22 protein-coding genes are annotated in these 25,924 nt (G+C 73.3%); 17 read left to right on the forward strand and 5 right to left on the reverse strand.

The annotated features are described in order from the left end of the window. The first annotated feature begins 212 nt into the window (after positions 1-212). Complete coding sequence (locus ACFVST_RS16830) at positions 213-785, forward strand: adenylosuccinate lyase (protein WP_390151789.1); 573 nt, start codon at positions 213-215, stop codon at positions 783-785. Positions 786-870: 85 nt separating this feature from the next. Here ACFVST_RS16830 and ACFVST_RS16835 read toward each other — a convergent pair whose 3' ends face one another. Together ACFVST_RS16835 and ACFVST_RS16840 are read right to left on the reverse strand one after the other, a co-directional pair. Further along, complete coding sequence (locus ACFVST_RS16835; protein ID WP_390151792.1) at positions 871-2,463, reverse strand: alpha/beta hydrolase; 1,593 nt, start codon at positions 2,461-2,463, stop codon at positions 871-873. 206 nt (positions 2,464-2,669) lie between these two features. Then, a complete protein-coding gene (locus ACFVST_RS16840; protein WP_390151794.1) occupies positions 2,670-3,728 on the reverse strand; it encodes an Rv2578c family radical SAM protein in 1,059 nt (352 codons plus the stop codon). Positions 3,729-3,885: 157 nt separating this feature from the next. Here ACFVST_RS16840 and ACFVST_RS16845 point away from each other — a divergent pair, with 157 nt between their 5' ends. From ACFVST_RS16845 to ACFVST_RS16900, 12 genes are all read left to right on the forward strand, one after another. Next, the gene (locus ACFVST_RS16845) at positions 3,886-4,329 is read left to right on the forward strand and encodes an SRPBCC family protein (protein WP_390151796.1); all 444 of its coding nucleotides are present in this window, start codon (positions 3,886-3,888) and stop codon (positions 4,327-4,329) included. Positions 4,330-4,613: 284 nt separating this feature from the next. Then, positions 4,614-7,076: an MFS transporter gene (locus ACFVST_RS16850; RefSeq protein WP_390151799.1), complete on the forward strand. Its 2,463-nt coding sequence runs from the start codon at positions 4,614-4,616 to the stop codon at positions 7,074-7,076. A 129-nt stretch (positions 7,077-7,205) separates the two neighbouring features. After that, positions 7,206-8,039 (forward strand): M55 family metallopeptidase, encoded by an 834-nt coding sequence (locus ACFVST_RS16855; protein ID WP_390151802.1) that lies wholly within the window; start codon positions 7,206-7,208, stop codon positions 8,037-8,039. Next, a complete protein-coding gene (locus ACFVST_RS16860; protein ID WP_390151805.1) occupies positions 8,032-9,417 on the forward strand; it encodes a M20/M25/M40 family metallo-hydrolase in 1,386 nt (461 codons plus the stop codon). Before ACFVST_RS16855 ends, ACFVST_RS16860 begins: the two co-directional genes overlap by 8 nt. A gap of 89 nt (positions 9,418-9,506) precedes the next feature. Beyond that, positions 9,507-11,513, forward strand: coding sequence for a S9 family peptidase (locus tag ACFVST_RS16865; protein ID WP_390151807.1), 2,007 nt, complete (start codon positions 9,507-9,509; stop codon positions 11,511-11,513). Further along, positions 11,510-12,448, forward strand: a complete 939-nt coding sequence (locus ACFVST_RS16870) for an LD-carboxypeptidase (protein ID WP_390151810.1) — start codon at positions 11,510-11,512, stop codon at positions 12,446-12,448. The genes ACFVST_RS16865 and ACFVST_RS16870 overlap by 4 nt, the downstream gene beginning before the upstream one ends. 173 nt (positions 12,449-12,621) lie before the next feature. Beyond that, on the forward strand, positions 12,622-12,831 hold the full coding sequence (locus ACFVST_RS16875; protein WP_390151813.1) for a hypothetical protein: 210 nt from the start codon (positions 12,622-12,624) through the stop codon (positions 12,829-12,831). Between the two features lie 461 nt (positions 12,832-13,292). Then, entirely contained in the window at positions 13,293-15,080 is a 1,788-nt protein-coding gene (locus ACFVST_RS16880; protein WP_390151816.1) for a CocE/NonD family hydrolase, read from the forward strand. A 25-nt stretch (positions 15,081-15,105) separates the two neighbouring features. After that, a complete protein-coding gene (locus ACFVST_RS16885) occupies positions 15,106-15,699 on the forward strand; it encodes a GNAT family N-acetyltransferase (protein WP_390151819.1) in 594 nt (197 codons plus the stop codon). 58 nt (positions 15,700-15,757) lie between these two features. Beyond that, positions 15,758-16,195 carry a cold-shock protein gene (locus ACFVST_RS16890; RefSeq protein ID WP_390151821.1) on the forward strand — a complete coding sequence of 146 codons (438 nt, stop codon included), beginning with the start codon at positions 15,758-15,760 and terminating at the stop codon, positions 16,193-16,195. Between the two features lie 55 nt (positions 16,196-16,250). Beyond that, positions 16,251-16,502: a hypothetical protein gene (locus tag ACFVST_RS16895; RefSeq protein ID WP_390151824.1), complete on the forward strand. Its 252-nt coding sequence runs from the start codon at positions 16,251-16,253 to the stop codon at positions 16,500-16,502. An 87-nt stretch (positions 16,503-16,589) separates the two neighbouring features. Continuing rightward, positions 16,590-18,581 carry a DUF5107 domain-containing protein gene (locus ACFVST_RS16900; RefSeq protein ID WP_390151827.1) on the forward strand — a complete coding sequence of 664 codons (1,992 nt, stop codon included), beginning with the start codon at positions 16,590-16,592 and terminating at the stop codon, positions 18,579-18,581. Between the two features lie 10 nt (positions 18,582-18,591). Here ACFVST_RS16900 and ACFVST_RS16905 read toward each other — a convergent pair whose 3' ends face one another. Then, positions 18,592-18,945 carry a VOC family protein gene (locus ACFVST_RS16905; RefSeq protein ID WP_390151829.1) on the reverse strand — a complete coding sequence of 118 codons (354 nt, stop codon included), beginning with the start codon at positions 18,943-18,945 and terminating at the stop codon, positions 18,592-18,594. Between the two features lie 185 nt (positions 18,946-19,130). Between ACFVST_RS16905 and ACFVST_RS16910 the strand changes: the two genes are divergently transcribed. Next, complete coding sequence (locus ACFVST_RS16910) at positions 19,131-21,017, forward strand: transketolase (RefSeq protein WP_390151832.1); 1,887 nt, start codon at positions 19,131-19,133, stop codon at positions 21,015-21,017. A gap of 48 nt (positions 21,018-21,065) precedes the next feature. Continuing rightward, complete coding sequence (locus ACFVST_RS16915) at positions 21,066-21,803, forward strand: GvpL/GvpF family gas vesicle protein (protein WP_390151834.1); 738 nt, start codon at positions 21,066-21,068, stop codon at positions 21,801-21,803. Positions 21,804-21,843: 40 nt separating this feature from the next. Here the strand turns inward: ACFVST_RS16915 and ACFVST_RS16920 are convergent, their stop codons facing one another. After that, complete coding sequence (locus ACFVST_RS16920; protein ID WP_390151836.1) at positions 21,844-22,653, reverse strand: methyltransferase domain-containing protein; 810 nt, start codon at positions 22,651-22,653, stop codon at positions 21,844-21,846. A gap of 174 nt (positions 22,654-22,827) precedes the next feature. Between ACFVST_RS16920 and ACFVST_RS16925 the strand changes: the two genes are divergently transcribed. Then, positions 22,828-24,447, forward strand: a complete 1,620-nt coding sequence (locus ACFVST_RS16925) for an ABC-F family ATP-binding cassette domain-containing protein (RefSeq protein WP_390151839.1) — start codon at positions 22,828-22,830, stop codon at positions 24,445-24,447. 42 nt (positions 24,448-24,489) lie between these two features. Here ACFVST_RS16925 and ACFVST_RS16930 read toward each other — a convergent pair whose 3' ends face one another. Then, positions 24,490-25,557 carry a hypothetical protein gene (locus ACFVST_RS16930; RefSeq protein WP_390151842.1) on the reverse strand — a complete coding sequence of 356 codons (1,068 nt, stop codon included), beginning with the start codon at positions 25,555-25,557 and terminating at the stop codon, positions 24,490-24,492. An 85-nt stretch (positions 25,558-25,642) separates the two neighbouring features. Between ACFVST_RS16930 and ACFVST_RS16935 the strand changes: the two genes are divergently transcribed. After that, the gene (locus tag ACFVST_RS16935; RefSeq protein ID WP_390151844.1) at positions 25,643-25,897 is read left to right on the forward strand and encodes a DUF6158 family protein; all 255 of its coding nucleotides are present in this window, start codon (positions 25,643-25,645) and stop codon (positions 25,895-25,897) included. Positions 25,898-25,924: the final 27 nt, after the last annotated feature.

Raw genomic sequence — 25,924 nt, forward strand, 5'->3', positions numbered from 1 at the left:
GGCGTCCACGGCGGCTGCGTCACCAGGCCGCTGCGGAGGTCGCGGACGGATGATCCGCTCGGATGAGCTTAACCCCCAGGTAATGAGCGGCGCCAGTGCCCGAGGTATCCGGACCGAGCCGATTCCCCACGTTCCGCGGCCGATTCCGGTGATCCGCGGCCGATTCCCCCGATCCGCACCGCGCCCGGCGCCCGCGATCTAGAGTCGGCGCCATGGACGAGGAGTTGCGGACGCTCACGCTGCGGATACGGCGCGAGGCGGGGGAGGCCGATCGGGCCGAGGCCGAGGAACTGCTCGCCACCGGTGACCGCGACCGGCTCGCCGCCGTGCTCACCGCCGCGGGCCGGCCGCTCTGGGCGCGTGAACTCGCCGCCTACCGGCTCGGATCGGCCGGTGACCGCCGCGCCTTCGAAGCCCTGGTCCTGCTGCTCAACCACCGCGACCCACCGCGCTGCGCCTCGGCCGCCGCGGCTCTGGCCCGCCTCGGCGACCCGCGCACCGCCCGCGCCGCCGCCGCGCTCGCCACCAATGAACTCCGGGTCTCCTACGCCCTGTTCGCGGTACGGCTGCTGATCGCGCTCCGGGCACCCGAGTCGGCGCCCGCGCTGATGACGGTGCTGCGCCGCCGCCTCGCCCCGGGCGACCCCCACCGCGCGGTGGCAGTGGCCTGTGTGGAGGGACTCGGCGCCCTGGCCGACCCCCGCGCCCGCCCCCTGCTCACCGAGGCCGCCGCCCGCCCCTACCTCGCGGCCCCGGCCGAGGCGGCGCTCTCCCGGTTGCCGTGAGGGCTGCCGCGGGACCGAAGAGGGCCTGAACTCCCCTGCCGAAAGCGGGAGTTCAGGCCCTTCCACCGGCCGCTGCCGCGGTATGTCAGCCGCGCGGACCCAGCAGCCCGTGCAGCGTCTTGCCGCGTTCCGAGGCCGAGGTGAGGCTCTTGGCGCGGGTCGGCTCCGGGTCCGGCACCTTGTGGCAGACCGCGTCGACCGACCCGCTGCCCCGCGGCACCCGGCCCGACTTGAGGTACGCCGCGAGATAGCCGTCCAGGCAGTCGTTGCCGCTGAGCGTGATGCCGTGGTTGCCGCCGCCCCGCTCCACCACCAGGCTGGAGCCCCGCAGCTTGCGGTGCACGGTGACGCCGCCCTCGTACGGGGTGGCCGCGTCGTCGGTGGCCTGGAAGAGCAGCACCGGGGGCAGCGACTTGTTGCGGACGTCGGGCGGGGTGAGGCCCTTCTTCGGCCAGAACGCGCACGGTGCGTTGTACCAGGCGTTGTTCCAGGCCATCATGGGCGCCTTGTCGTAGACCCGCCAGGTGTCCCGCCGCCAGGTCCCGAAGTCCCGCGGCCAGGCGGCGTCCCGGCACTGCACCGCCGTGTAGACGCTGTAGCCGTTGTCGTCCGAGGCGCCCTGCGCACCCAGATCCTCGTACGCCTTCACCAGCGGCTTGCTGTCCTTGTCGTTGACGAAGGCGGCGAAGGCCTGTGCCAACTGCGGCCAGTAGCCGTTGTTGTAGCCGCCCGGGATGAAGGTGTCCTCCAGCTCGGCGCCGCCCACCTTGCCGCCGGCCGGCTCCCGCGTCACCGCCCGCCGCATCGCGTACCAGCGCGCCTCGATCCGCGCCGGGTCGGTGCCCAGGTGGTACGTCGAGTCGTGCTTGGCGACCCAGGCCGCGAACGCCTGCTGGCGCGCGTCGAAGGCGTAGTCCTGCTGGATGTTGTCCTCGTACCAGACGCCCGTCGGGTCGACGATCGAGTCGAGCACCATCCGGTGCACCCGCTTCGGGAACAGCTTGGCGTAGACGGCGCCGAGGTAGGTGCCATACGAGTAGCCGAAGTAGTTCACCTTCGGGGCGCGCAGTGCGGTGCGGATGGCGTCCATGTCGCGGACCGCGCTCAGGGTGTCCATATGGGGCAGCAGATCCGGGTACTTGCGGCCGCAGGCCTCCGCGAAGTCCTTCGCCCGCTTGACGTTGGCCCGCTCGACGGCCGCACTGTGCGGAACGCTCGGCGGGCGCACCGGGTCGAAGTTGCCGGGCACGCAGTCCAGCGCGGGCCGCGACTTGCCCACGCCGCGCGGGTCGAAGCCGATCACGTCGTACTGCGCGGCGATCGCCTTCGGCAGCGCGGAGGCGACGAAACCGGCCAGGCCGAGCCCGCTGCCGCCGGGGCCGCCCGGGTTGACCAGCAGCGGCCCCTGCGACGTGGCCGCGGTGTGCGGGACACGGGAGAGCGCCAGGGTGATCTGCCGGCCGTGCGGACGGCTGTGGTCGAGCGGCACCTTGAGCGAGGCGCACTCCAGCCGCGGGTAGTCCTCGGTGGCGCACTTCTTCCAGTTGAGCGCGGCGGGCCGGGTGCTGGTGCTGCCCGGTGTGGCGGTGCCGGCGGCGGTCGCGGTCTGCGGCAGTGCCGTGACCATCCCGGCGACGGCTGCCGCGACACCGCAGAGTGCGGCTGCGCGTTTCTTCATCTGGCCTCCCAGAGCGGACGGTTGGAGCCCTCAGAGCCGTGTCGGCCACGGCCCAGAGCATCGTCCCCGAAAGCCCGTCAGGAGACAGCCTCAGTTGGCATTCCTACAGTGTGTTGACCCGATTGGCCCGGAATGCTGGGTGCGACGCGGAACGGGAACCTCACCGGACGATCGGTCTCCGTTTCTGGGGAGGGGGTGACGAGGGTTCAGAGCAGGGTGAGTTGGGTGGGCTGGACCGGCGGGGCGGGCGGTTGCTCAGCGGGGGAGGGGGAGTCGCCGGGGCGGCGTGCGGCGCCCCGGCCGCCGGGGCCGATGCCGAACTCCCGGGCCAGTTCGTGCACCTGCCGCGTCACCCGCCGCTGATACCAGCGCGGCGCGTACGCCCCGTCCGCGTAGAGCCGCCGGTAGCGCGGCACCAGATGCGGATGGCAGCGGCCCAGCCAGTCGGTGAACCACTCGCGGGCGCCGGGCCGCAGATGCAGCACCAGCGGGGTGACCGAGGTGGCGCCCGCCTCGGCTATCGCCCTTACCGTGGCGCGCAGTTGCTCCGGCCGGTCGGAGAGGAAGGGGACCACCGGCGCCATCAGCACCCCGCACCCGATGCCCTGATCGCGCAGCGCCCGCACCACGTCCAGCCGTCGGGCGGGGGCCGGAGTGCCGGGCTCCACCGTGCGCCACAACTCCGGATCGACGAAGCCGACCGAGACGGAGATCCCCACCTCGGTGACCTCCGCGGCCCTCCGCAGCAGGTCCAGATCGCGCAGGATCAGCGTGCCCTTGGTGAGGATGGAGAACGGATTGGCCCGCTCCAGCAGCGCCTCGATGATCCCGGGCATCAGTCGATATCGCCCCTCTGCTCTCTGGTAACAGTCCACATTGGTGCCCATCGCGATGTGCTCGCCCTGCCAGTTCGCGGAGGCGAGGCGGCGGCGGAGCAGTTCGGGCGCGTTGACCTTCACCACGATCTGCGAGTCGAAGCCGAGGCCGGTGTCCAGGTCGAGATAGCGGTGCGTGCCGCGGGCGAAACAGTAGACACAGGCGTGCGAGCACCCCCGGTACGGGTTCACCGTCCATTCGAACGGCATCCGGGAGGCGCCCGGCACCCGGTTCACGATCGACCTGGCCCGCACCTCGTGGAAGGTGATTCCGCTGAACTCCGGGGTGTCCACGGTGCGTACGGTCACCCGGTCCGTGCCGAACAGGGCGGCGGTGGCCCCCGGGCCGGGCTGCCGGTCGGCTCCGGTGGTGAGGTGCTCCCAGCGCATGACCCCTCCTCGCAGGTCCTGATGGTCTGACTTCGGCCAGAATAGAACAACTGTTCCCTTGATCGCCGCATCCTGATTTGGGTGCGCGTGGCGGCAGATGGTTGGCTTGCCATGACCGTGCGGGAAGCACGCTGGGAACCACGCTGGAGGAAGCGCCATGGCGCAGGTCGAGGCCGTCACCGAACGGACCATCGCGGCACAGGCGGACGACGTCTTCGACGCCCTCGCCGACTACTCGGGCACCCGCGAGCAGTTGCTCCCGGCCCCGTTCAGCGAGTACGAGGTACGCGAGGGCGGTGACGGCAAGGGCACCCTGGTGCACTGGAAGCTCCAGGCCACCAGCAAGCGGGTGCGGGACTGCCTGCTGGAGGTGACCGAGCCGACCGAGGGCGAGCTGGTCGAGCGGGACCGCAACTCGTCCATGGTCACCACCTGGCGGGTCACCCCGGCCGGGGAGAACGCCTGCCGGGTGGTCGTCACCACGGTCTGGAACGGCGCCGGCGGCATCGGCGGCTTCTTCGAGCGGACCTTCGCCCCCAAGGGCCTCTCCCGGATCTACGGCGAGGTCCTCAACCGCCTCGCGGCCCACATGGAGAAGTAGCCCGCCGCCGGGAGGCTCGCGCGACTCGTCCGCCCCTGGCGGCGCGCCCTCCCGCGCCCCACTCCGCCTTGGCACTCCGGCGCCCGTCTCCCTTTGCGGGCGCCGGAGTTGGGCTTCCGGCTCACCGGAACGGGTGGTTTTCCGGACCGGTCCGTCGTCCGCCGTAGGTCTCCGACCGGCGGTAACGCACCGGGAGCCGTCCCGAGGCGGTTTTTTCGCGCTTGATCGCCCTTGTCGCGTAATGCGAGAAATGTGCGGCGCAGGCGCGACGAGGGGAGCAGGACGTGGGCGGGACGACGCTGGCCGGGGAAGAGGCGGAGCGCACGCTGCCGCCGCGCCCCACGCTCGACGAGCCCGCCGGGGGGCCGCCCCCGGCCACAGCCGCCGAGGCGGGCGGCGCCCCGCCCGCCCGCGGTGCGGACGAAGGGCCGGGCCTGCCGATCGGCCCCCGCCAGGTCCGGCTGGTCTTCGTCGGACTGATGCTGGCCCTGCTGCTCGCCGCGCTCGACCAGATGATCGTGGCCACCGCACTGCCGAAGATCGTCGGCGAGCTGCACGGCCTGGACAAGATGCCCTGGGCGATCACCGCCTATCTGCTCACCTCCACCGTCGGGCTGCCGGTCTACGGCAAGTTGGGCGACCTGGTGGGCCGCAAGGGCGTCTTCCAGTTCGCCATCGCGGTGTTCGTGCTCGGCTCCGCCCTCGCCGGCTGGTCCCGCACCATGGACCAGCTCATCGCCTTCCGCGCCCTCCAGGGCGTCGGCGCGGGCGGCCTGATGATCGGCGTGCAGGCGATCATCGCGGACATCGTGCCGCCCCGGCAGCGCGGCCGGTACATGGGTCTGATCGGTGCCTCCTTCGGTTTGGCGTCGGTCGCCGGGCCGCTCCTTGGCGGCTTCTTCACCGACCACGCCTCCTGGCGCTGGTGCTTCTACATCAATGTGCCCTTCGGTCTGATCACCCTCGCCGTGGTCGCCGTCGTACTGAAGCTGCCCAGGACGCAGGTGCGGGCCCGCTTCGACTACCTGGGCACCCTGCTGCTCGCCGCCACCTCAACGTGCCTGGTGCTGCTCACCAGTTGGGGCGGTACGGAGTACGAGTGGGGCTCGCGCACCATCCTGGGGCTCGGGGCGGGCGCCGTCGTCAGCGCGGTGCTGTTCGCGGTCGCCGAGCGGTTCGCCGCCGAGCCGCTGATCCCGCTGCGCCTCTTCCGGGACCCGGTGTTCAACGTCACCGGTCTGGTCGGCCTGATCATCGGCGTCGCGCTCTTCGGCGCCGCCAGCTATCTGCCCACCTATCTGCAGATGGTGGACGGCGCCAGCGCCACCGGCTCCGGGCTGCTGATGCTGCCGATGATGGGCGGGGTGGTCGGCGCGTCCGTCATTTCCGGCCAACTCATCAGCCGCAGCGGGCGCTACCGGATCTACCCGGTGCTCGGCGGCGCCCTCGCCAGCCTCGGCATGTACCTGCTGTCCCGCCTCGAAGTCGGCACCTCCCAGCTCGTCTACAGCATCTGGATGGCGATCCTCGGCGCCGGTATCGGCCTGGTCATGCCGGTCCTGGTACTGGCCGTGCAGAACGCGGTACGCGCCGCCGACCTCGGCGCCGCCACCAGCGCCAACAACTACTTCCGGCAGATCGGCGGCAGCGTCGGCGCCGCCGTCTTCGGCACGCTCTTCTCCGATCGGCTCGCCGACGCCCTCCGCGGCAGCCTGCCGCCCGGCGCCCACCTGCCCGACCCCGAGTCCATCACTCCCCAACTGGTGCACTCCCTGCCGCCCGCCCTCCGCGACGGCTACATCCGGGCCTACGCGGACGCCATGCCGCGGATCTTCCTCTACCTGGTGCCGGTGCTCGTCCTCGGCCTGCTCATCGCGCTCTTCCTGAAGGAGACCCCCCTGTTGTCCAGCACTGTGCCCCACCCCGCGTCCGCCACCGAGAACGGCGGCCGGCCCGCCACCGAGTACGCGCGCGGCGCCCAGTCCACCGCCGGGGTGCCGCTCTGCGGCCTGGTGCAGCACTCCGACGGCACCGCCGTACCGCACGCCGCGCTCACGCTGATCGACGTCGGCGGGCAGCAGATCGGCCGCGGCGCCAGCGGACCCGACGGGCGGTACGCGCTGGCCACGCCCGGCTCCGGCGCCTATGTGCTGATCGCCGCCGCCGGGGGCCACCAGCCGCAGGCCGTCTCGGTCAGCGTCGGTGAGCGCCCGGTCGAGCTGGACGTGGTGCTGGGCGGCGCGGGCCGCCTCGCCGGGAGCGTCCTCACCGCCGACGGCACCCCCGTACGGGACGCGGCGGTCACCCTCACCAATGTGCACGGCGAGGTCGTCGCGAGCACCCGCAGCGGGCGGGAGGGGGACTACCTCATCACCGAACTCGTCGCGGGCGAGTACACCTTGGCCGCCAGCGCCCCCGCCTACCGGCCCGCCGCCCTGCCGGTGACCGTGCAGGCCGCCCGGGAGACCCGGCAGGACATCGAACTGGCCGGCGGCGCCCTGCTCCGCGGCACGGTACGGGCGGGCGGCGGGCGCCCCGTGGAGGACGCCCGGGTGACGCTGCTGGACGCCGCGGGCAATGTCGTCGACACCCTCACCACCGGGCCCGACGGCACCTTCCGCTTCGTGGACCTGGCCTCCGGCGAGTACACGGTGATCGCCGCCGGGTATCCGCCGGTGGCCACCGTGCTCCAGGTGGCGGGCGGCGGCCGTACCGAACGCGAGCTCCAACTCGGCCACGAGGACTGACCACTTGGCAGGTGCGGATGCCCCTCGGCGGGCGTCCGCACCCTGCTCGCGGGCCGTCATTGGTCTGGTCCGGTGGGAGTTATCCACAGGCCTGGCCGCGGGAGTTCATGACCGCGTACCGTGCGGGACATGAAGATCCTCATCAGCGCCGACATGGAGGGCGCCACCGGCGTGACCTGGCCGGCCGACGTACTGCCGGGCACTCCCCAGTGGGAGCGCTGCCGCGCGATGTTCACCTCGGACGTCAACGCGGCGGTGCTCGGCTTCCTGGACGGCGGCGCCGACGAAGTGGTCGTCAACGAGGCCCACTGGACGATGCGGAATCTGCTGCTGGAGCAGTTGGACGAGCGGGTCCAGATGCTCACCGGGCGGCACAAGTCCCTCTCCATGGTGGAGGGCGTCCAGCACGGCGACGTCGACGGCATCGCCTTCGTCGGATACCACGCGGGCGCCGGCATGGAGGGCGTCCTCGCCCACACCTATCTGGCCAACTCCCTCACCGGTGTCTGGCTCAACGGCGTACGCGCCAGTGAGGGCCTGCTCAACGCGCATGTGGTCGCCGAGTACGGCGTCCCCGTCGTCCTCGTCACCGGCGACGACTTCGCCTGCGAGGACGCCCTCGGATACGCGCCGAGCGCACTGAAGGTGGCCGTCAAGGACCACGTCTCGCGCTACGCCGCCGTGTGCCGCACCCCCGGCCGCACCGCCGCCGACATCCGGGCCGCCGCCGCCGAGGCCGCGAAGCTGGCGGTGCGTCATGAACCGGTCCAGGGCGGGCCGTTCACCGTGGAGATGGAGTTCGACGCCGAGCACCTGTCGATGGCCGCCACCGTCGTCCCCGGCGTCACCCGCACCGGCGAGCGCCGCGCGGCCTATACCAGTGACACCATGTACGAGGGCATCCGCACCTTCAAGGCGGTCACCACCGTCGTATCGAACGCCATGGAGGAGCAGTATGGCTGAGTACCCGCAGGGCACCGGCGGCACCGGAGCCGGCGCGACCACCACCGCCGCCCGCCCGGACGGGGTGGACGCGCAGGCGCTGGACGAGGTGGTCCGCTTCACCTCCGATCTGATCCGCTTCGACACCACCAACCGCGGCGGCGGCGACTGCGTCGAGCGCCCCGCCGCCGAGTACGCCGCCGAGCAGCTCGCCGGGGCGGGTCTCGACCCCACCCTGCTGGAGCGCAGCCCCGGCCGTACCAATGTGGTGGCCAGGATCGAGGGCACCGACCCCTCGGCCGACGCGATGCTCGTCCACGGCCATCTGGACGTGGTCCCCGCCCAGGCCGAGGACTGGGCCGTGGACCCCTTCTCCGGTGAGATCCGGGACGGCGTGGTGTGGGGCCGCGGCGCCGTCGACATGAAGAACACCGACGCGATGATCCTCGCCGTGGTGCGGGCCTGGGCCCGGTCAGGGTTCCGCCCCCGCCGGGACATCGTGGTCGCCTTCACCGCCGACGAGGAGGCCAGCGCCGAGGACGGCTCCGGATTCCTCGCCGACCGGCACGCGCCGCTCTTCGAGGGCTGCACCGAAGGCATCAGCGAATCCGGGGCGTTCACCTTCCACGACGGCCAGGGCCGGCAGATCTACCCCATCGCGGCCGGTGAGCGCGGCACCGGCTGGCTGAAGCTCACCGCCCGCGGCACGGCGGGCCACGGCTCCAAGGTCAACCGCGCCAACGCGGTCAGCCGCCTCGCCGCCGCCGTCACCCGGATCGGCGAGCACCGCTGGCCGGTGCGGCTCACGCCCACGGTGAGCGCCGCGCTCACCGAGCTGGCCGCGCTCTACGGCATCGACGCCGACCCCTCGGCGCCCGGTTTCGACGTGGACGAGCTGATGGAGCGGATCGGCCCGGCCGCCGCCCTGGTCGCCCCCACCGTCCGCAACAGCTCCAACCCGACGATGCTGGACGCCGGTTACAAGATCAACGTCATCCCGGGGGAGGCGGTCGCCCATGTCGACGGGCGGTTCCTGCCGGGCGGCGAGGACGAGTTCCGGACCACCATGGACGAGCTGACCGGCCCGGACGTCGCGTGGGAGTACCACCACCACGAGGTCGCCCTCGAATCCCCGGTCGATTCGCCGTCGTTCGCCGGGATGCGGGCCGCGGTGGAGGCCTTCGCGCCCGAGGGCCATGTGGTGCCGTACTGCATGTCGGGCGGCACGGACGCCAAGCAGTTCTCCCGGCTGGGCATCACCGGCTACGGCTTCGCCCCGCTGAAGCTGCCGGAGGGTTTCGACTACCAGGCCCTCTTCCACGGCGTCGACGAGCGGGTCCCGGTGGAGGCGCTGCACTTCGGCGTGCACGTCCTGGACAGATTCCTGCGGAACGCCTGACCGCCACCGCCCGACCGCCACCTCCGGGGCCGCCCGCCGACCGCCCCGACCCGCGCCACCGCACACACAGTTGAGAGGACCTGGGGGACATGACGCAGACCCTGCCCTACGGATCGTGGCCGTCCCCCGTGGACGCCGCCCTCGCCGCGGCACACGACGGGCACCCCGAGTACGTGGGCTTCGTCGGGGAGGAGGTCTGGTGGACCGAGCCCCGCCCCGCGGAGGCCGGCCGCCGCGCCCTGGTTCGCCGCCGCACCGACGGCACCGAGGAACCGGTCCTGCCCGCCCCGTGGAACGTCCGCACCCGCGTCATCGAGTACGGCGGGCTGCCCTGGGCCGGCACCACCGAGGACGGCCAACCCCTGGTGGTCTTCGTCCACTTCGCCGACCAGCGGCTCTACGCCTACCGGCCGGACACACCCGACACCCCGCCTCGCCCCCTCACCCCGCTCTCCGCGGTGGGCGGCGGGCTGCGCTGGGCGGAGCCGGAGATCCACGCCGACCGGGGCGAAGTCTGGTGCGTACTGGAGGAGTTCACCGGTGAGGCCCCCACGGATGTACGGCGGGTGCCGGCCGCCGTTCCGCTGGACGGCTGCGCCGCCGAGGACCGCGCCGCGGTACGCGAACTGGCCGCGGAACGCCACCGGTTCATCACCGGCCCCCGGCTCTCGCCGGACGGCGCACATGCCGCCTGGCTCGCCTGGGACCATCCGCGGATGCCGTGGGACGGCACCGAGGTGATGCTCGCCGCGGTCGCCCCGGACGGCACCTTCGGGGAGCCGGCGGCCGTCGCGGGCGGCGCCGAGGAGTCGGTGGCCCAGGTGGAGTGGGACGCCCGCGGCCGCCTCCTCTACGCCAGCGACCGCACCGGCTGGTGGAACCTCTACCGGGCCGAGATCAGCGACACCACCGGCTCCGCCCCCGGTACCGGCCCGGCGGTGGCGCTCAGCGCGCGGGCCGAGGAGTGCGCGGGGCCGCTGTGGAAGACGGGGCTGCGCTGGTTCGCCCCGCTGGCCGGCGGACCGATCGCCGTACTGCACGGGGTCGGCGCCCAGCGCCTCGGCCTGCTCGACCCGGAGACCGGCGAGATCGCCGACGCGACCGGCCCCTGGACCGAGTGGTCCGCCGCCCTCGCGGTACGCGGCGACCGGGTCGTCGGAGTCGCCGCCGACGCCCACCGGTCGTACGAGGTCGTCGAGTTGGACACCCGCACCGGCCGCGCCCGGGTCATCGGCTGCCCGCACCAGGACGTACTGGACCCGGCGGTTCTGCCGAGGTCCACGGCGCGCACCTTCACCGGCCCCGGCGGCAGGGAGATCCACGCCCATGTCCACCCGCCACACCAGCCCGGCCAGCAGGGACCGGAAGGCGAGCGTCCGCCCTATGTGGTGTGGGCGCACGGCGGGCCCACCAGCCGCTCCCCCCTGGTCCTCGATCTGGAGATCGCCTACTTCACCACCCGCGGCATAGGCGTCGCCGAGGTCAACTACGGCGGCTCCACCGGCTACGGCCGCTCCTACCGCAACCGGCTGCGGGAGCAGTGGGGCGTGGTCGACGTGGAGGACTGCGCCGCGGTCGCCCTGGCGCTCGCCGAGGAGGGGGTGGCGGATCCGGCGCGGCTCGCCATCCGCGGTGGCAGCGCCGGGGGTTGGACCAGCGCCGCCTCCCTCGCCGCCAACGACGTCTTCGCCTGCGGCACCGTCATCTACCCCATCCTCGACCTCACGGGCTGGGGCACCGGCGAGACCCATGACTTTGAATCGCAGTACCTGGAGTCCCTGGTCGGTCCTCTCGCCGAGGTGCCCGAGCGGTATGTGGAGCGTTCGCCGGTCGGACACGCCGAGCGGATCACCGCGCCCTTCCTGCTGCTCCAGGGCCTGGACGATGTGATCTGCCCGCCCACCCAGTGCGAGCGGTTCCTCGCCCGGATGCAGGGGCGGGGTGTGCCGCACGCCTATCTCACCTTCGAGGGAGAGGGCCACGGCTTCCGCCGGGCCGACACCATGATCCGCGCCCTCGAAGCCGAACTCTCCCTGTACGCCCAGGTGTTCGGCTTCACCCCGCCCGGCGTCCCGGTGCTGGAGCTGGACAAGTGAAACCGCTCGCCTCGCTGGCCAGGCCGCCCCGGCTGACCCCCGGGGCGCGGGTCGCGGTCGTGGCGCCCAGCGGTCCGGTGCCGGAGGACCGCCTCAAGGCCGGTCTCGACGTACTGCGCGGCTGGGAGCTGGAGCCGGTCGTGGCGCCCCATGTCCTCGACCGGCATCCCCGGTTCGAGTACCTCGCCGGGGCGGACGAGGACCGGGCGGCGGACCTCCAGCGGGCCTGGTGCGATCCGGAGGTGGCCGCGGTGGTCTGCGCCCGCGGCGGCTACGGCACCCAGCGCATGGTGGAGCTGCTGGACTGGCCGGCGTTGCGCGCCGCGGGCCCCAAGCCCTTCGTCGGCTTCAGCGACATCACCGCGCTGCATGAGGCGTTCGCCCTGCGGGCCGGATTCCTCACCCTGCACGGCCCGATGGCCGGCGGCGTGGACTTCGTGAAGAGCAGCCGCGCCCAGGAGCATCTGCGCGCGACCCTCTTCGCACCGGAGTCGGTACGCACCCACACCGCCGGCCGCACCCTGATACCGGGCGGCCCGGTCACCGGGGTCACCTTCGGCGGCTGCCTCAGCCTGCTCGCCGCCGAGGCCGGCACCCCGCAGGCCAGGACCGCCGCCGACGGGGGCCTGCTCTTCCTGGAGGACGTCGAGGAGGACACCTACCGGCTGGACCGCTACCTCACCCAACTCCTGCGTACGGGGCTGCTGTCAGGGGTGAGCGGAGTGGTCCTCGGGTCGTGGGAGCGGTGCGCGTCCGCGGCGGAGGTGCATGAGCTGTTCACCGACCGGCTCGGCCCGCTGGGGATACCGGTGGTGGCGGACTTCGGCTTCGGCCACTGCCCCGACGCCCGCACCGTCCCCCTCGGCGCGGCCGCCCACCTGGACCCGTCCACCCCCGTGCCCACCCTCACCCTGGCGGAAGCGCCGCTGAGCTGACGCCATGGCCGAGACCTGGGCGATCGACGGCAGCGGCACCGCCCCCGTGCCACCGGAGGCGGTGCCGGCGGTGCTCCGGGAGCGTCTCGCCGGGGGGGGGGCTGGAGACCTGGCTGACCAGTTCCTCGGGGCGCGCCCTGGCCTTCGTCAGCAACACCGAGCGGGCCGTGGTGATGCTGCTCGAAGGAGAGGGCGATCCCGGCGAGCACGCCGTGGACCGGGAAGCCGAGGGCGTGAGCGAGGGGTTCGTCCTCGCCAACGGCCAGCAGGACGAGTACCCGGACCGGGACACGGTGCCGGTCGGCGAGGCGCTGAGGATCGTGGCCCACGTCGTCGGCACGGGGTCCTGGCCCTCGGACGCCTCCTGGGCCTCCGACCGCTGAAGCGCCTCCCGCACCACCGCTCCCGCCTCCTCTCCTCTTGCTCTGTCCTCGGTCCGGGCCGAGCAACTCCCCTCCGGGGGACGGGAGTTCGCGGAATGCTCCGTCGCACGAGGTGGATCGCGGTGGGGGTTGGCGGGCCTGGTGGTGCGGGTAGGTATGAGCGGGTGTGCCGGTCAACAGGAAGGTCTGGCAAGGGCGTTGACCGCAAGGTGATGTCTGTCACACCATGTGCGAGGCGCATTACTGACCGGTCGGTAAGTCGTACGGCCCACTTCGCCGCCCCATGTTCCCAGCGTGGAGGTCCTGTGTCCCGAGCCGTACCCAGAGCGAGCAAGAACAGCGGGCCGAGTGCGCGGAACGCGCCAAGTGCCCCGCACCCAGCGCCCATTGCGCCCACCCCACCCGGCCCAGCCGATCACATTCGGTCGTCCGGCCAGCGCTCCGCACGAGGCCCCGCGCGTGTGCGGGGCGCGAAGGCGCTCGCCCTCGCGCTGGGCACGCTGCTCTCCGCCCCGCTCGCACTGGCCGTCCCCGCCGCGCAGGCCGCCGACGGGGACCCGGCCGGCGGGAAGTACACGGTGACCCCGCTCGCCTTCACCGTCCAGGCCGGTGGCCGCACCTGCACGGTGGACGCCGACCTGTACCGTCCGGCCGGCGCCGACAAGGACCACGCGCGGCCCGCGGTGCTGGCCACCAACGGCTTCGGCGGCAGCAAGTCCGACTCGACGGCCGCGATCGGCGCCGCCGTCGCCTCCCGCGGCTTCGTCAGTCTCGTCTACTCCGGGCTCGGCTTCGGCAAGTCGGGCTGCCTGATCTCGCTGGACGACCCGCAGATCGACGGCCGCGCCGCCTCCGCCCTGATCGACTTCCTCGCCGGCACCCGCACCGCCGACGACGGCACCCGTGTCGACTACGTCACCCAGGACCGGGCCGGCGACCCCCGGGTAGGCATGATCGGCGGCTCCTACGGCGGTGCCGTGCAGATGGCGACCGCGGCCGTCGACCACCGCGTCGACGCCCTCGTCCCGCTGATCACCTGGAACGACCTGGCCTACTCCCTCGACCCGAACAACGTCGCCGCCCCCGAGGTGCCCGGCGCCTTCAAATGGCAGTGGGCCAACGGCTTCTTCCTCATCGGCGAGGGTCAGCCGCTGCTGGAGCCCAGCCTTGACCCGTCCCGGATCAACTCCCTGACCTGCCTGCACTTCACCACCGGCGCCTGCGACACCGTCCACACCCTCAACTCCGGCCGCTACCCCGCCGACCGCACCAAGGCCATGCTGGAGTACGCCCGCGGTGTCTCCCCGGTCACCTACCTCAAGCACGTCAAGGCGCCGACGCTGCTCATCCAGGGCCAGGCCGACACCCTCTTCAACCTCAACGAGGCCGAGGCCACCTACCGCACCCTGCGCGCCCAGTCCACGCCCACCGCGATGATCTGGCAGTCCTGGGGCCACAGCGGCGGCATGAGCGACCCGGCACCCGGCGAACTCGACCTCGCCAAGGGCAACTTGGAGGAGAGCTACACTGGGCGCCGCATCCTCTCCTGGTTCGACCGCTACCTTCTGCACAACAAGTCCGCCGACACCGGGCCCCGGTTCGCGTACTACCGGGACTGGATCAGCGACCCGCGGTCCACCTACGGCACCGCCGACTCGGTGCCCGCCCGCTCGACCCGCTTCTACCTCTCCGGTGACGGCACCCTCGTCGACCGGAAGTCCAAGGTCACCCAGGGCAGCCGCAGTTACACCAACCTGCCGGTGGCGACCAGCCATTCGGAAAGTTCCATCGCGGGGCTCCTCGGGCTGCCCGACCCCCAGCCGTTCGACACCCCGGGCACCTATCTCGACTGGAGCACCGCCCCGCTCTCCGCCCCCATGGACCTGGTCGGCTCGCCGCAACTGCGGCTCAAGGTGGACTCGCCCGCCGCGGAACGCACCCAGGGCGACAGCGACGCCACCGGCCGCCTGGTCCTCTTCGCCAAGCTGTACGACGTGGCACCGGACGGCGGCAAGACCCTGGTGCACCGGCTGGTCGCCCCGGTGCGCGTCCCGGACGTCACCCGCCCCTTCACCGTCAAACTCCCCGGCATCGTCCATCGCTACGAGGCGGGCCACAAGCTGCGCCTGGTGGTCGCCGCCAGCGACACGGCGTACTTCGGGAACAAGGGCATGAAGCGGGTCACTGTCACCAACTCGCCCTCGGACAAGGGGGATTCGGGCGTCCTCAGCCTGCCGGTGGTGCGCTGACCGGATCTCGCTCTACGGTGGCCGGATGCCGACCGGCCACCACCACGAAGAGTTGAGCGCCGCGGGTGACCGCGCGGTGATCCGCCCCCTCGCCCGCGAGGACGGGGAGGAGTTCACCGCGCGGGCCCGGGAGAGCCGAGCCCTCCACCACCCCTGGCTCTTCCCGCCCACCACCCCTGAAGCCTGGGCCGAGTACGCGGACCGCGTCATCGAGGACCCGGCCCGGCGCGGCTTCCTCGTCTGCGAACCGGACGGCTCCCTGGCCGGCTACATCACCATCAGCAACATCGTGGCCGGCGCCTTCCGCAACGGCACCCTCGGCTACGGCGCCTTCGCCCACGCTGCGGGCCGCGGCCTGATGAGCGAGGGCCTCGCCCTTGTCGTCGCCCAGGCCTTCGGACCCCTCGGCCTGCACCGCCTGGAGATCAACGTCCAGCCCCGCAACACCGCCTCCATCGCCCTCGCCCGCCGCACCGGTTTCCGCCTGGAGGGCTACTCACCCGACTTCCTCCATGTCGACGGCGCCTGGCGCGACCACGAACGCTGGGCCCGTACGGCGGCCCCGGTCCGGAGAGAGACCGCGGTCCCCGCCGGACGCGGTGGGGGAAGCGGAGGCTAGACTCTGACGCAGGTGTAAGGGGGCTGTGGGCCCCGGAGCAGTTCTTGGTGGGGTTGAGATGGTCGCAGGCAAGGTTGTCCGGTTCGATGTCGTACGGGGCTATGGGTTCATCGCTCCTGAGCAGGGCGGGGAGGATGTCTTCCTGCACGCCAACGATCTGCTGATCCCGGAGTCCGCGGTGCACTCCGGCGCGCTGGTCGAGTTCGAGCTGGAGGAGGGGGACCGCGGGCCGAAGGCCTCCTCGGTCCGGCTCTCCGAGAAGGCGCAGGCCCAGATGGCGACCCCGTTCGCGGTGCAGCCGCCCGTCCAGCCGTCCCACGTCAGATACGAGGACGGCGAGGAGCCGACCTGCGATGTGCTGAGCGTCGCGGAGTACTCGCACGAGGTGACCGAACTGCTGCTGAGCAGGGCGCCCTGGATGACCGGCGAGCAGATCAACCAGCTCCGCCAGCATCTGGTGCAGCTCGGCAAGCACCACGGCTGGGCCGAGGGCTGACCGACGGCCCGGCGGAAGCGAGTGCGCCGCCGGATCGGAACCGATCCCGGTCGAGGTGGGCGGTGAGACCCTCGCCGTCCCGTGTCGCATCTGCCACGGCGAGCCCGGCGCCGAGGCGGCGCGCTCGCTGACCGGTGTCCGGCGGTCGATCCTGCACTGCCTGTGCTCACGCCACGGCGACGGCCGGATCCGTCAGCGCCACCTCGAACAGATCACGGGGCTGCACCACGCCTGGGTGGCGCCGTACGTGGTGCAGCCGGCCGGTGAGGACCGAGTACCACCACCCCAGCCCGGGATCTCCGGCTGATCACTCCCCAAGTCCCTCTGTTCAGCGGTGCGTTCACGTTGTTCGATGGTGGGGACCGGTCGACTGGCTTATGGGGAGGGCGTTTTGGTGAGCGCGGGGACTGTGTTGCGGCGGGATGTACTGAGCTTGCCCGCCGCCTTGCCGGGGGCACCGAATCCGCTGCCGCCGATGCGGCCGCTGGACGAGGTGCATGAGACAGACGAGCGGGCCCGGGCCGCGCTCCCGCCGGACATGGCACGGCAGATGGCGTACGCACCACTGCGCAGTGTGCTGCCCGCGCGGATCCACGACGGCTACGGGCGGGACCGCGCCCCCGTCACCTTCGACACCCTGGTGCTGGAGAACGACCGGCTGCGGGCCACCGTGCTGCCCGCCCTCGGCGGCCGTGTCCACTCGCTGCTGCACAAGCCCACCGGACGTGAACTCCTCTACCGCAACCCGGTGTTGCAGCCCGCGAACTTCGCGCTCAACGGCGCCTGGTTCTCCGGCGGCGTCGAGTGGAACATCGGGGCGACCGGCCACACCGCGCTCTCCGTGGCGCCGCTGCACGCGGCCCGGGTGACCGCGCCGGACGGCGGACCGATGCTGCGGCTGTGGGAGTGGGAGCCGCTGCGGGACCTGCCGTTCCAGGTGGACCTGTGGCTGCCGCCCGGTTCCGACTTCCTGCATGTCGGGGTACGCATCCGCAACCCGCACGAACTGCCCGCGCCCACCTACTGGTGGTCCAACATCGCGGTCCCCGAGGAGCAGCGCGTCCTCGCCCCCGCCACCGAGGCCTGGCACTTCGGCTACGCGCGCAATCTGAGCCGCGTCCCGGTCCCGCACCACGAGGGCGTCGACCGCACTTACCCGCTGCGCAGCACCCACGCCGCCGACTACTTCTACGAGGTACCGGACGGGCGGCGCCGCTGGATCGCCGCCCTGGACGAGCAGGGCACCGGGCTGGTGCAGACCTCCACCGACGTACTGCGCGGGCGGAAGCTGTTCGTCTGGGGCAGCGGTCCCGGCGGGCGCCGCTGGCAGCAGTGGCTCACCGAACCCGGCACCGGTGGCTACTCCGAGATCCAAGCCGGCCTGGCCCGTACCCAGTTGGAGCATGTGCGGCTGGAGGCGGAGTCGGAGGTGAGCTGGCTGGAGTCCTACGGTCCGCTCACCGCCGACCCGGCCTTGGTGCACGGCGAGGACTGGGACGCGGCCTGCGCCGCCGCCGAGGACGGGCTGGCCGCCGCACTGCCGCGGGAGGCGGTGGACGCCGCCTACCGGGAGTGGCTGCCGTGCGCCGACGCGGAACCGGTGGAGCGGCTGGCGGCCGGTTCCGGGCGGGGTGCGCTGGAGGTGCTGCGCGGCCGGCACGAGCTCCCCGGCACGCCCTTCGAGGCGGACGGGCTGGGGCCGGAGGAGGAACCGTGGCGGGTGCTGCTGGACACCGGTTCGCTGCCCGCGGCACAGCGCCCCGGGCCGCCGGGACCGACCCCGGTCACCCCGCACTGGCGGGATCTGCTGGAGACGGCGCCGGCCACCGCGGCGACCGAGTACCACCTGGGCGTCGCGCAGTGGCACGCGGGCGATCGGGCGCAGGCGGTGCGGAGTTGGGAGCGTGCGCTGCCCGAGGCGGCGGAGCGGTGGCCGCTGCTGCGGCTGCTGGCCGTCGCCGATCTGGAGGGCGGCCACCCGGAGCGGGGCGCCGACCGGTACCGGGACGCCTGCGCCGATCTGGCCGGGCACCGCGACCGGATCGAGGCGGACGGCGCGGACGGCCCGGCCCGGTGGGCGTCCGCCGCGGCGGCCCTCGGCCGGGAGGCGCTGGCGGTACTGCTGGCCGCGGGCCGTACCGAGGAGGCGCGGGCGGTGTGGCGGGGGTTGCCGGAGGCGGACCGTGCGCGCGGCTCGTTCCGGCTGATCGAGGCCCAACTGCTGCTCGCGGAGGGCGACCTGGCCGCCGCCCGCGCTGTCTACGACGCCGGTTTCGAACCGGCCGATCTGCGGGAGGGCGATGAGACGGTGGGCGAGGTGTGGCGGCAACTCACCGCCGAACCCCTGCCCGCCGCCTACGACTTCAGGATGCGGCCGGGGGAGTAGGCCGTTTCGTTCACCCCCCGGTGCGCCGGTCCACGTACTCGAAGACCGCGCCGTCGGGGTGCATGGCGATCAGATTGCGGCCGGCGGGGGTGGCGATGGGGCCCGCGACGATACGGGCCCCGGAGCCGCCGAGCACCTCGCGGGCCTGGTCCACATCCCGTACGGCGATGGTGGCGGTCACCCGGCGGAGCACCTCCAGCTCCTCCTCGGGGCCGCTCATCAGCAGGAAGCAGCCGACGGCGGCCACCGACACCCCGGCGTGTTCGGACCGCATCGCTCTGCTGCCGGTCAGCCGCTCGTAGAAGAGCACCGCGACCTCCAGGTCCGGTACGCAGATACGCAATGTCGTGCCGAGGATCTCCATGCGGGGGAGCCTAGTTGGCGTGCGACGGCCGCGAAATCGGTTCCTCGGTATGCCCGGAATGCGGGGGCCGCGGGCACCGGCGGTGACGTTTCAGGGGGCGCCGGGGGGATACGCGGTCAGCGTCCGCCGGGTGCGGCGACGCAGTGCGGCGCGCCCGGGTGTCCCGACGCGCGGAGGACCCCGACATGACGACGCTCGACGCCACCCACGATCTAGGTACCCGGGACCTCACGGCCCTCGCCCGCCAGCTCCGCGTGGACAGTGTGCGCGCCGCCGACGCGGCGGGCTCCGGCCACCCCACCTCCTCCATGTCCGCCGCCGACCTGATGGCCGTACTCCTCGCCCGCCACCTCCGCTACGACTTCGACCGCCCCGAACACCCCGGCAACGACCGCTTCATCCTCTCCAAGGGCCACGCCTCACCCCTGCTGTACGCGGCGTTCAAGGCGGCCGGGGCGATCAGCGACACCGAGCTGCTGACGTTCCGGCGGCACGGCAGCCGGCTGGAGGGACACCCCACCCCGCGCCTGCCGTGGGTGGAGGTGGCCACCGGTTCCCTGGGGCAGGGGCTGCCGGTGGCGGTGGGGGAGGCGCTGGCCGGCAAGCGCCTCGACCACACCGACTACCGGGTGTGGGCGCTGTGCGGCGACAGCGAACTCTCCGAGGGCTCCATCTGGGAGGCCGCGGAGCAGGCGGGCTACGAGCATCTGGACAACCTGGTGGCGATCCTCGACGTCAACCGCCTCGGCCAGCGCGGCCCCACCCGGCACGGCCACGACCTGGACGCCTACGCCACCCGCTTCGAAGCCTTCGGCTGGCGGGCGGTGGAGACCGACGGGCACGATGTGACGGCCGTCGACCGGGCCTACCGGGAGGCGCTGGCGGTACGCGGGCAGCCCGCGGTGATCGTGGCCCGCACCCTCAAGGGCAAGGGCGTCGCCTCGGTGGAGAACCGCGAGGGGATGCACGGAAAGCCGCTGCCGGACGCGGCAGCCGCCATCGAGGAACTCGGCGGCTCGCACGCCGTCCATGTCTCCGTCCGGCCCCCGCCCCCGGTGCGCTCCCTGCACGTGGCCCGCGCCGGACGCCTGGAACTGCCGCGCTACGAGCGGGCCGACGGGGCCGCGGTGGACCGGGTCGCCACCCGCGACGCCTACGGGGAGGCGCTCACCGCACTCGGGCGCGCCCGCGGGGATGTCGTCGTCCTCGACGGGGAGGTGGGCGACTCCACCCGCGCCGAGTTCTTCGCCAAGGAGCACCCGGAGCGCTACTTCGAGTGCTACATCGCGGAGCAGCAACTCGTCGCGGACGCCGTGGGGTTCGCGGCCCGCGGCTGGGTCCCGTACGCCGCGACCTTCGCCGCCTTCCTCACCCGCGCCCATGACTTCGTACGGATGGCGGCGGTCAGCGGCAGCGACATCAATCTGGCCGGGTCCCACGCCGGTGCCTCCATCGGGCAGGACGGGCCGTCCCAGATGGGGCTTGAGGACCTGGCCCTCTTCCGCGCGGTGCACGGGGCGACGGTGCTGTACCCGTGCGACGCCAACCAGACCGCGCGTCTGGTCGCGGAGTCGGCCGACCGCCCCGGCATCTGCTACCTCCGCACCACCCGCGGCGCGACCCCGGTGATCTACGGGCCGGACGAGACCTTCCCCGTCGGCGGCAGCAAGGTGCTGCGCGCGGGCGACGGGGACCGGCTCACCCTGGTCGCCGCGGGCATCACCGTCTTCGAGGCGCTGGCCGCGGCCGAGGCGCTGGCCGCGGAGGGCATCGCGGCCCGCGTCATCGACCTGTACTCGGTGAAACCGGTGGACCGGCCCACCCTGCGGGAGGCCGCCGAGCAGACCGGCTGCCTGCTCACCGTGGAGGACCACCGGGCGGAGGGCGGCCTCGGGGACGCGGTCGCCGAGCCCTTCGCAGACGGGCGCCCGATGCCGCGGCTGGCCCGGCTGGCGGTGCGCGAGATGCCCGGCTCCGGCACCCCCGAGGAGCAGTTGCGGGAGGCCGGGATCGACGCGGCCTCGATCGCGGCGGCGGCCCGGCTGCTGGTGGAACACGCGGTGGTGGTCTGAGACGCCCGGCGTGACTGAGTCCGGGACCGGCGGGGGAGTGGACCCACCATGACCGAACTGCGCTATGTGTACGCCGTCTCCCGGCCGCTGTCCGCCCCGCTCCAGGCCGAGCTGACCGGGGTGGGCGGCGGTCCGGTGCGGGTGCTGCCGCACGGCGGGCTGGCCGCTGCGGTCGGCCCGGTGCCCGCCGCGGAGTTCTCCGGCCCGGCGCTCGCCGAACACCGCGAGGACCCGCGGTGGCTGGCCGGCACGGTCCGCGCCCACCAGCGCGTGGTAGCCGCCCTCACCACCCTGACCAGTCCCCTGCCCCTGAGACCGCTGACCGTACTGCGGGACGACAGCGCGGTACGCGCCCTGCTGGAGTACCGCGCCCTGCACTTCCGCCGTATGTTGCAACGGCTCGACGGCCGGGTCGAGTGGGGCGTGGAGCTGTATGTGGAGCGCGCGGAGCGGGACGGTACCCGGGAGGAGGCCGAGGAGCTGGGGCGGCGGCTGCACGAGCGGCTGGCCCTGCTCGCCGACGAGGCCCGGCACAGCCCGCCGCGCGGCCCCGGCTCCCCGCGCACCGCCCCGCCGGACCTGGTGGGACCGGCGGGGATGCCGGTACTGGACGCGGCCTATCTGGTGCGGCGGGCCAGGGCCGGGGAGTTCGTGGCGGAGGTGGAGGCGGTGAAGGACGCGGTGCCGGGGCTGCGCACCACGCTGACCGGGCCCTGGGCCGCGTACTCCTTCACCGGGATGTGGCCGGAGCCGGCCGGGGGCACCGACATCGGCGACTTCGGCTGACGGCCCACCGCCCCGGGCCGCTCACCCCTCGCCGCCCGACTCAGACCCGGCAGAGGATCTCGCCGTGCAGCACGCCGAACCAGGCGTCGTCCCGGGCGCCCCACTCCCGCCAGGCGTCCGCGATACGGGACAGCTCGTCCATGTCCGCGTGCCCGCCGCGCACCGCGCTCTGCGCGTAACCGGAGGAGACCGTGCGGTCCGCCCAGAGGCCGCTCCACCAGGTGCGCTCCTCCTCGGTGGCGTAACACCAGGCGCTCGCGGTCGAGTTGACCTCGGTGAGCCCGGCCTGCCGCGCCCAGGCCCTGAGCCGGCGCCCGGCGTCCGGCTCGCCGCCGTTGGCACGGGCCACCCGGCGGTAGAGGTCCAGCCAGGCGTCCAGTCCTCGGACGGCCGGGTACCAGGTCATCGCCGCGTAGTCGGCGTCCCGGGCCGCGATCAGGCCGCCCGGCCGGCACACCCGGCGCATCTCGCGGAGCGCCTGCACCGGGTCGCCCACATGTTGCAGCACCTGGTGGGCGTGCACCACGTCGAAGGTGCCGTCGGGGAAGTCCAGGGCGTGTACGTCGGCCTCGGCGAAGGCGACGTTGGTGAGGCCGCGGGCGTCGGCGGTGGCGCGGGCCTGGGCCAGGACGCCGGGTGCCCGGTCCACGGCGGTGACCTCGCCGTCCGGGACGAGCGCGGCCAGGTCGGCGGTGATGGTGCCGGGACCGCAGCCGATGTCCAGGATCCGCATGTGTGGTTCGAGGTGTCCGGTGAGGTAGGCGGCCGAGTTGGCGGCGGTGCGCCAGGTGTGCGAGCGCAGTACCGACTCATGGTGGCCGTGGGTGTAGACGGCGGTCTCCTCGGGCATTCCGGTTCCCCTCTGCGCGGCGGGTGCGGCGGGTGGCGGGGCGCCCGGTCCGGCACCCCGGTCACTGTGCGGCAGCGTACGCCCATGACTCGTATCGTGAGATGTGCGTCTCGTGATGCGGTCGCCGGAAAACGGGTTGGAGGGGGTGTGAGGCGTCCGGGAGAATGCCGCCCCATGGGACATCTGGAAGCGGCGCACCTCGAATACCACCTGCCCGACGGCAGGACCCTGCTCGGGGATGTGTCGTTCCGGGTCGGCGAGGGCACCGCCGTCGCCCTGGTCGGACCCAACGGCGCGGGCAAGACCACCCTGCTCCGCATCCTCTCCGGTGAGCTCACGGCGCACGGCGGCACCGTCACCACCAGCGGCGGCCTCGGCGTGATGCGCCAGTTCATCGGCTCCGTCCGGGACGAGAGCACCGTACGGGACCTGCTGGTGTCCGTCGCCCCGCCGCGGATCCAGGACGCCGCCCGCGCCGTCGACAAGGCGGAGCACGCCGTGCTCACCGTCGACGACGAGGCCGCCCAGATGCAGTACGCGCAGGCCCTGGCCGACTGGGCGGAGGCCCAGGGCTATGAAGCCGAGACCCTGTGGGACATCTGCACCACCGCCGCCCTCGGTGTGCCCTACGAGAAGGCGCAGTGGCGCCAGGTGCACACCCTCAGCGGCGGCGAGCAGAAGCGCCTGGTACTGGAGGCCCTGCTCCGCGGCCCGGACGAGGTGCTGCTGCTGGACGAGCCGGACAACTACCTGGACGTACCCGGCAAGCGCGGGCTGGAGGAGCGGCTGCGGGAGACCCGTAAGACGGTGCTCTTCGTCTCGCACGACCGGGAGTTGCTGGCCCGCGCCGCGGACCGGATCGTGAGCGTGGAGCCCGGCCCCGCCGGGGCCGACGCCTGGGTGCACGGCGGCTCCTTCGCCACCTACCACGAGGCCCGCCGGGAGCGCTTCGCCCGCTTCGAGGAGCTGCGCCGCCGCTGGGACGAGAAGCACGCCCAGCTCAAGAAGCTGGTCCTGAATCTGCGTCAGGCCGCGGAGAACAGCGCCGAGCTCGCCTCCCGCTACCGCGCCGCCCAGACCAGGCTGCGCCGCTTCGAGGAGGCCGGCCCGCCGCCCGAGCCGCCGCGCGAGCAGGACATCCGGATGCGGCTGCGCGGCGGCCGCACCGGCCTGCGCTCCGTCACCTGCACCGGCCTCGAACTCACCGGCCTGATGCGCCCGTTCGACCTGGAGGTCTTCTACGGCGAGCGGGTCGCGGTGCTCGGTTCCAACGGCTCCGGCAAGTCCCACTTCCTGCGGCTGCTCGCCGGGGGAGAGGTCGCCCACACCGGCGCTTGGAAGCTCGGCGCGCGCGTGGTGCCCGGGCACTTCGCGCAGACCCACGCCCACCCCGAGCTGGCCGGCCGCCCCCTGACCGGCATCCTGTGGCACGAGCACGCCCAGGACCGCGGCGCCGCCATGTCCCGGCTGCGGCGCTACGAGCTGACCGGGCAGGCCGAGCAGTCCTTCGACCGGCTCTCCGGCGGCCAGCAGGCCCGCTTCCAGATCCTGCTGCTCGAACTCGCGGGCGCCACCGCCCTGTTGCTGGACGAGCCCACCGACAACCTGGACCTGGAATCGGCCGAGGCCCTCCAGCAGGGACTGGAGACCTTCGAGGGCACGGTGCTCGCCGTCACCCACGACCGCTGGTTCGCCCGCGCCTTCGACCGCTTCCTGGTCTTCGGCAGCGACGGCCGCGTCCGGGAGACCCCCGAGCCGGTCTGGGACGAACGCCGGGTGACCCGCGCCCGCTGACCTCCACCAACTGCCGCCGCAGCCAAGCAAGTTGGACCCGCGTCAGGACCAGCGGAGGACCGCGCCCAAGCCGCCCGCCGGTGCGTCGTCCGGACCGACCGAGGTCACCGACAGGGCCGGCGCACCGCTCATCGCCGCACACCGCAGCAGCGCGTCATCGGCCCGCGCCGCCCGCGGCACCGGACTGCTCGGCCGCCCGACCGGACCGGGCAGCGTCACCTGGTCCGGCTCGTCGCCCACCCACACCTCCCGGTGCCCGTCCGGCCCCGAAGGCCGTACCAGCAGCTCCGCGATCCGATGCGCCCGAGCCGCCGCCAGCAGCGCCGGTACGCCCTCCACCGCGCGCCGCCGACCGCCCGGACCCGGGGACCTGGCGGAGAGGAACAGCTCCAGGTCGTCCGCCGCGTGCCGCCGCACCTGCTCCTCCCGCAGTTGCGCCAGCTCGTCCGGGAGCAGCCGGTCGCCCATGGTCTGCTCGGCCTCCACCGTCAACTCCCTGAGCTGCTGCGGCAGTCGCTCGTAGACGGCGCGCCGCTCCCGGTCCGGGCCGGCCAGCACCACCAGATCGGCGCGGGTCTCCTCGTGCCGGGCGGCCAGCGCACCCGCCGTCTCCACCGCGTGCCGCTCCGGGCCGTCCTCCGCCCGCAGCCGGAGGTGGTGCTCCGGCCACGTGGTGACGGCCGCCGGGTCCTCCCGGCCGCTGCTGCCGCGGAGTTCGAGTACGGCGCCCTGCGGGTCGACGTAGGCCACCAGGCACAGCGGGTCCTCGCCGGCCAGTTCCAGCAGGGGGGTGGTGTGCGGCAGGGCGGCCCAGCCGGCCCGGGTGCCGCGGGGCGGTGCGGCGAGCGGTGGGTCGAGCACCACCCGGCCCCCGGCCGCGAAGAGGGCGCGGCCGAAGGGTTCCGGGGAGTGCCGCAGCTCCTCCAGGGCGGACCGCAGCGCCTCGCAGGTCGCCTGGTCCGCGCCCTGGTCGGCGAGCCGGCGCAGTACGTCCCGGGCGGCCCGGGCCCGCTCGTGCGGGGCGGCCGCGTCGTGCTGCGAGGTGTCGGCGTACACGGAGGCCCACGGGCCGGGGCGTTCGTACAGCGGGTGGAGGAAGCCGAGGTCCATGATTCATCTCTCCCGAGCGGGTGTTCCGTGCCGGGCGGGTACCCGGCCGGCAGGTACCGACACGACGACCCGAGCGGGGTGCCCTATGACCGGAGTGGAACCGGGGCGGCTGGACGACCAGCAGTTGATGAAGGAACTGGAGGCGATCCACCGCACCCGCCATGACACGCTGCTGCACGGTTCGAACGACGCGCTCAGGGTGCACAACATCCGCATGGCCGAGCTGGAGGGCGAGTATCTGCGCCGCCACCCCCGCCGCCCGGTGACCCCCGGCCGCACCCGCGCCGGCGCCCGCTGCCGGGACTTCCCGCCCAGAGCGGACGTCCCCGACCCGGCCTGATCACGCGGCCGCGGCCCGCCCGGTACC

The organism is Streptomyces sp. NPDC058045 (genome assembly GCF_042885635.1).
Taxonomy (GTDB): Bacteria; Actinomycetota; Actinomycetes; order Streptomycetales; family Streptomycetaceae; genus Streptomyces.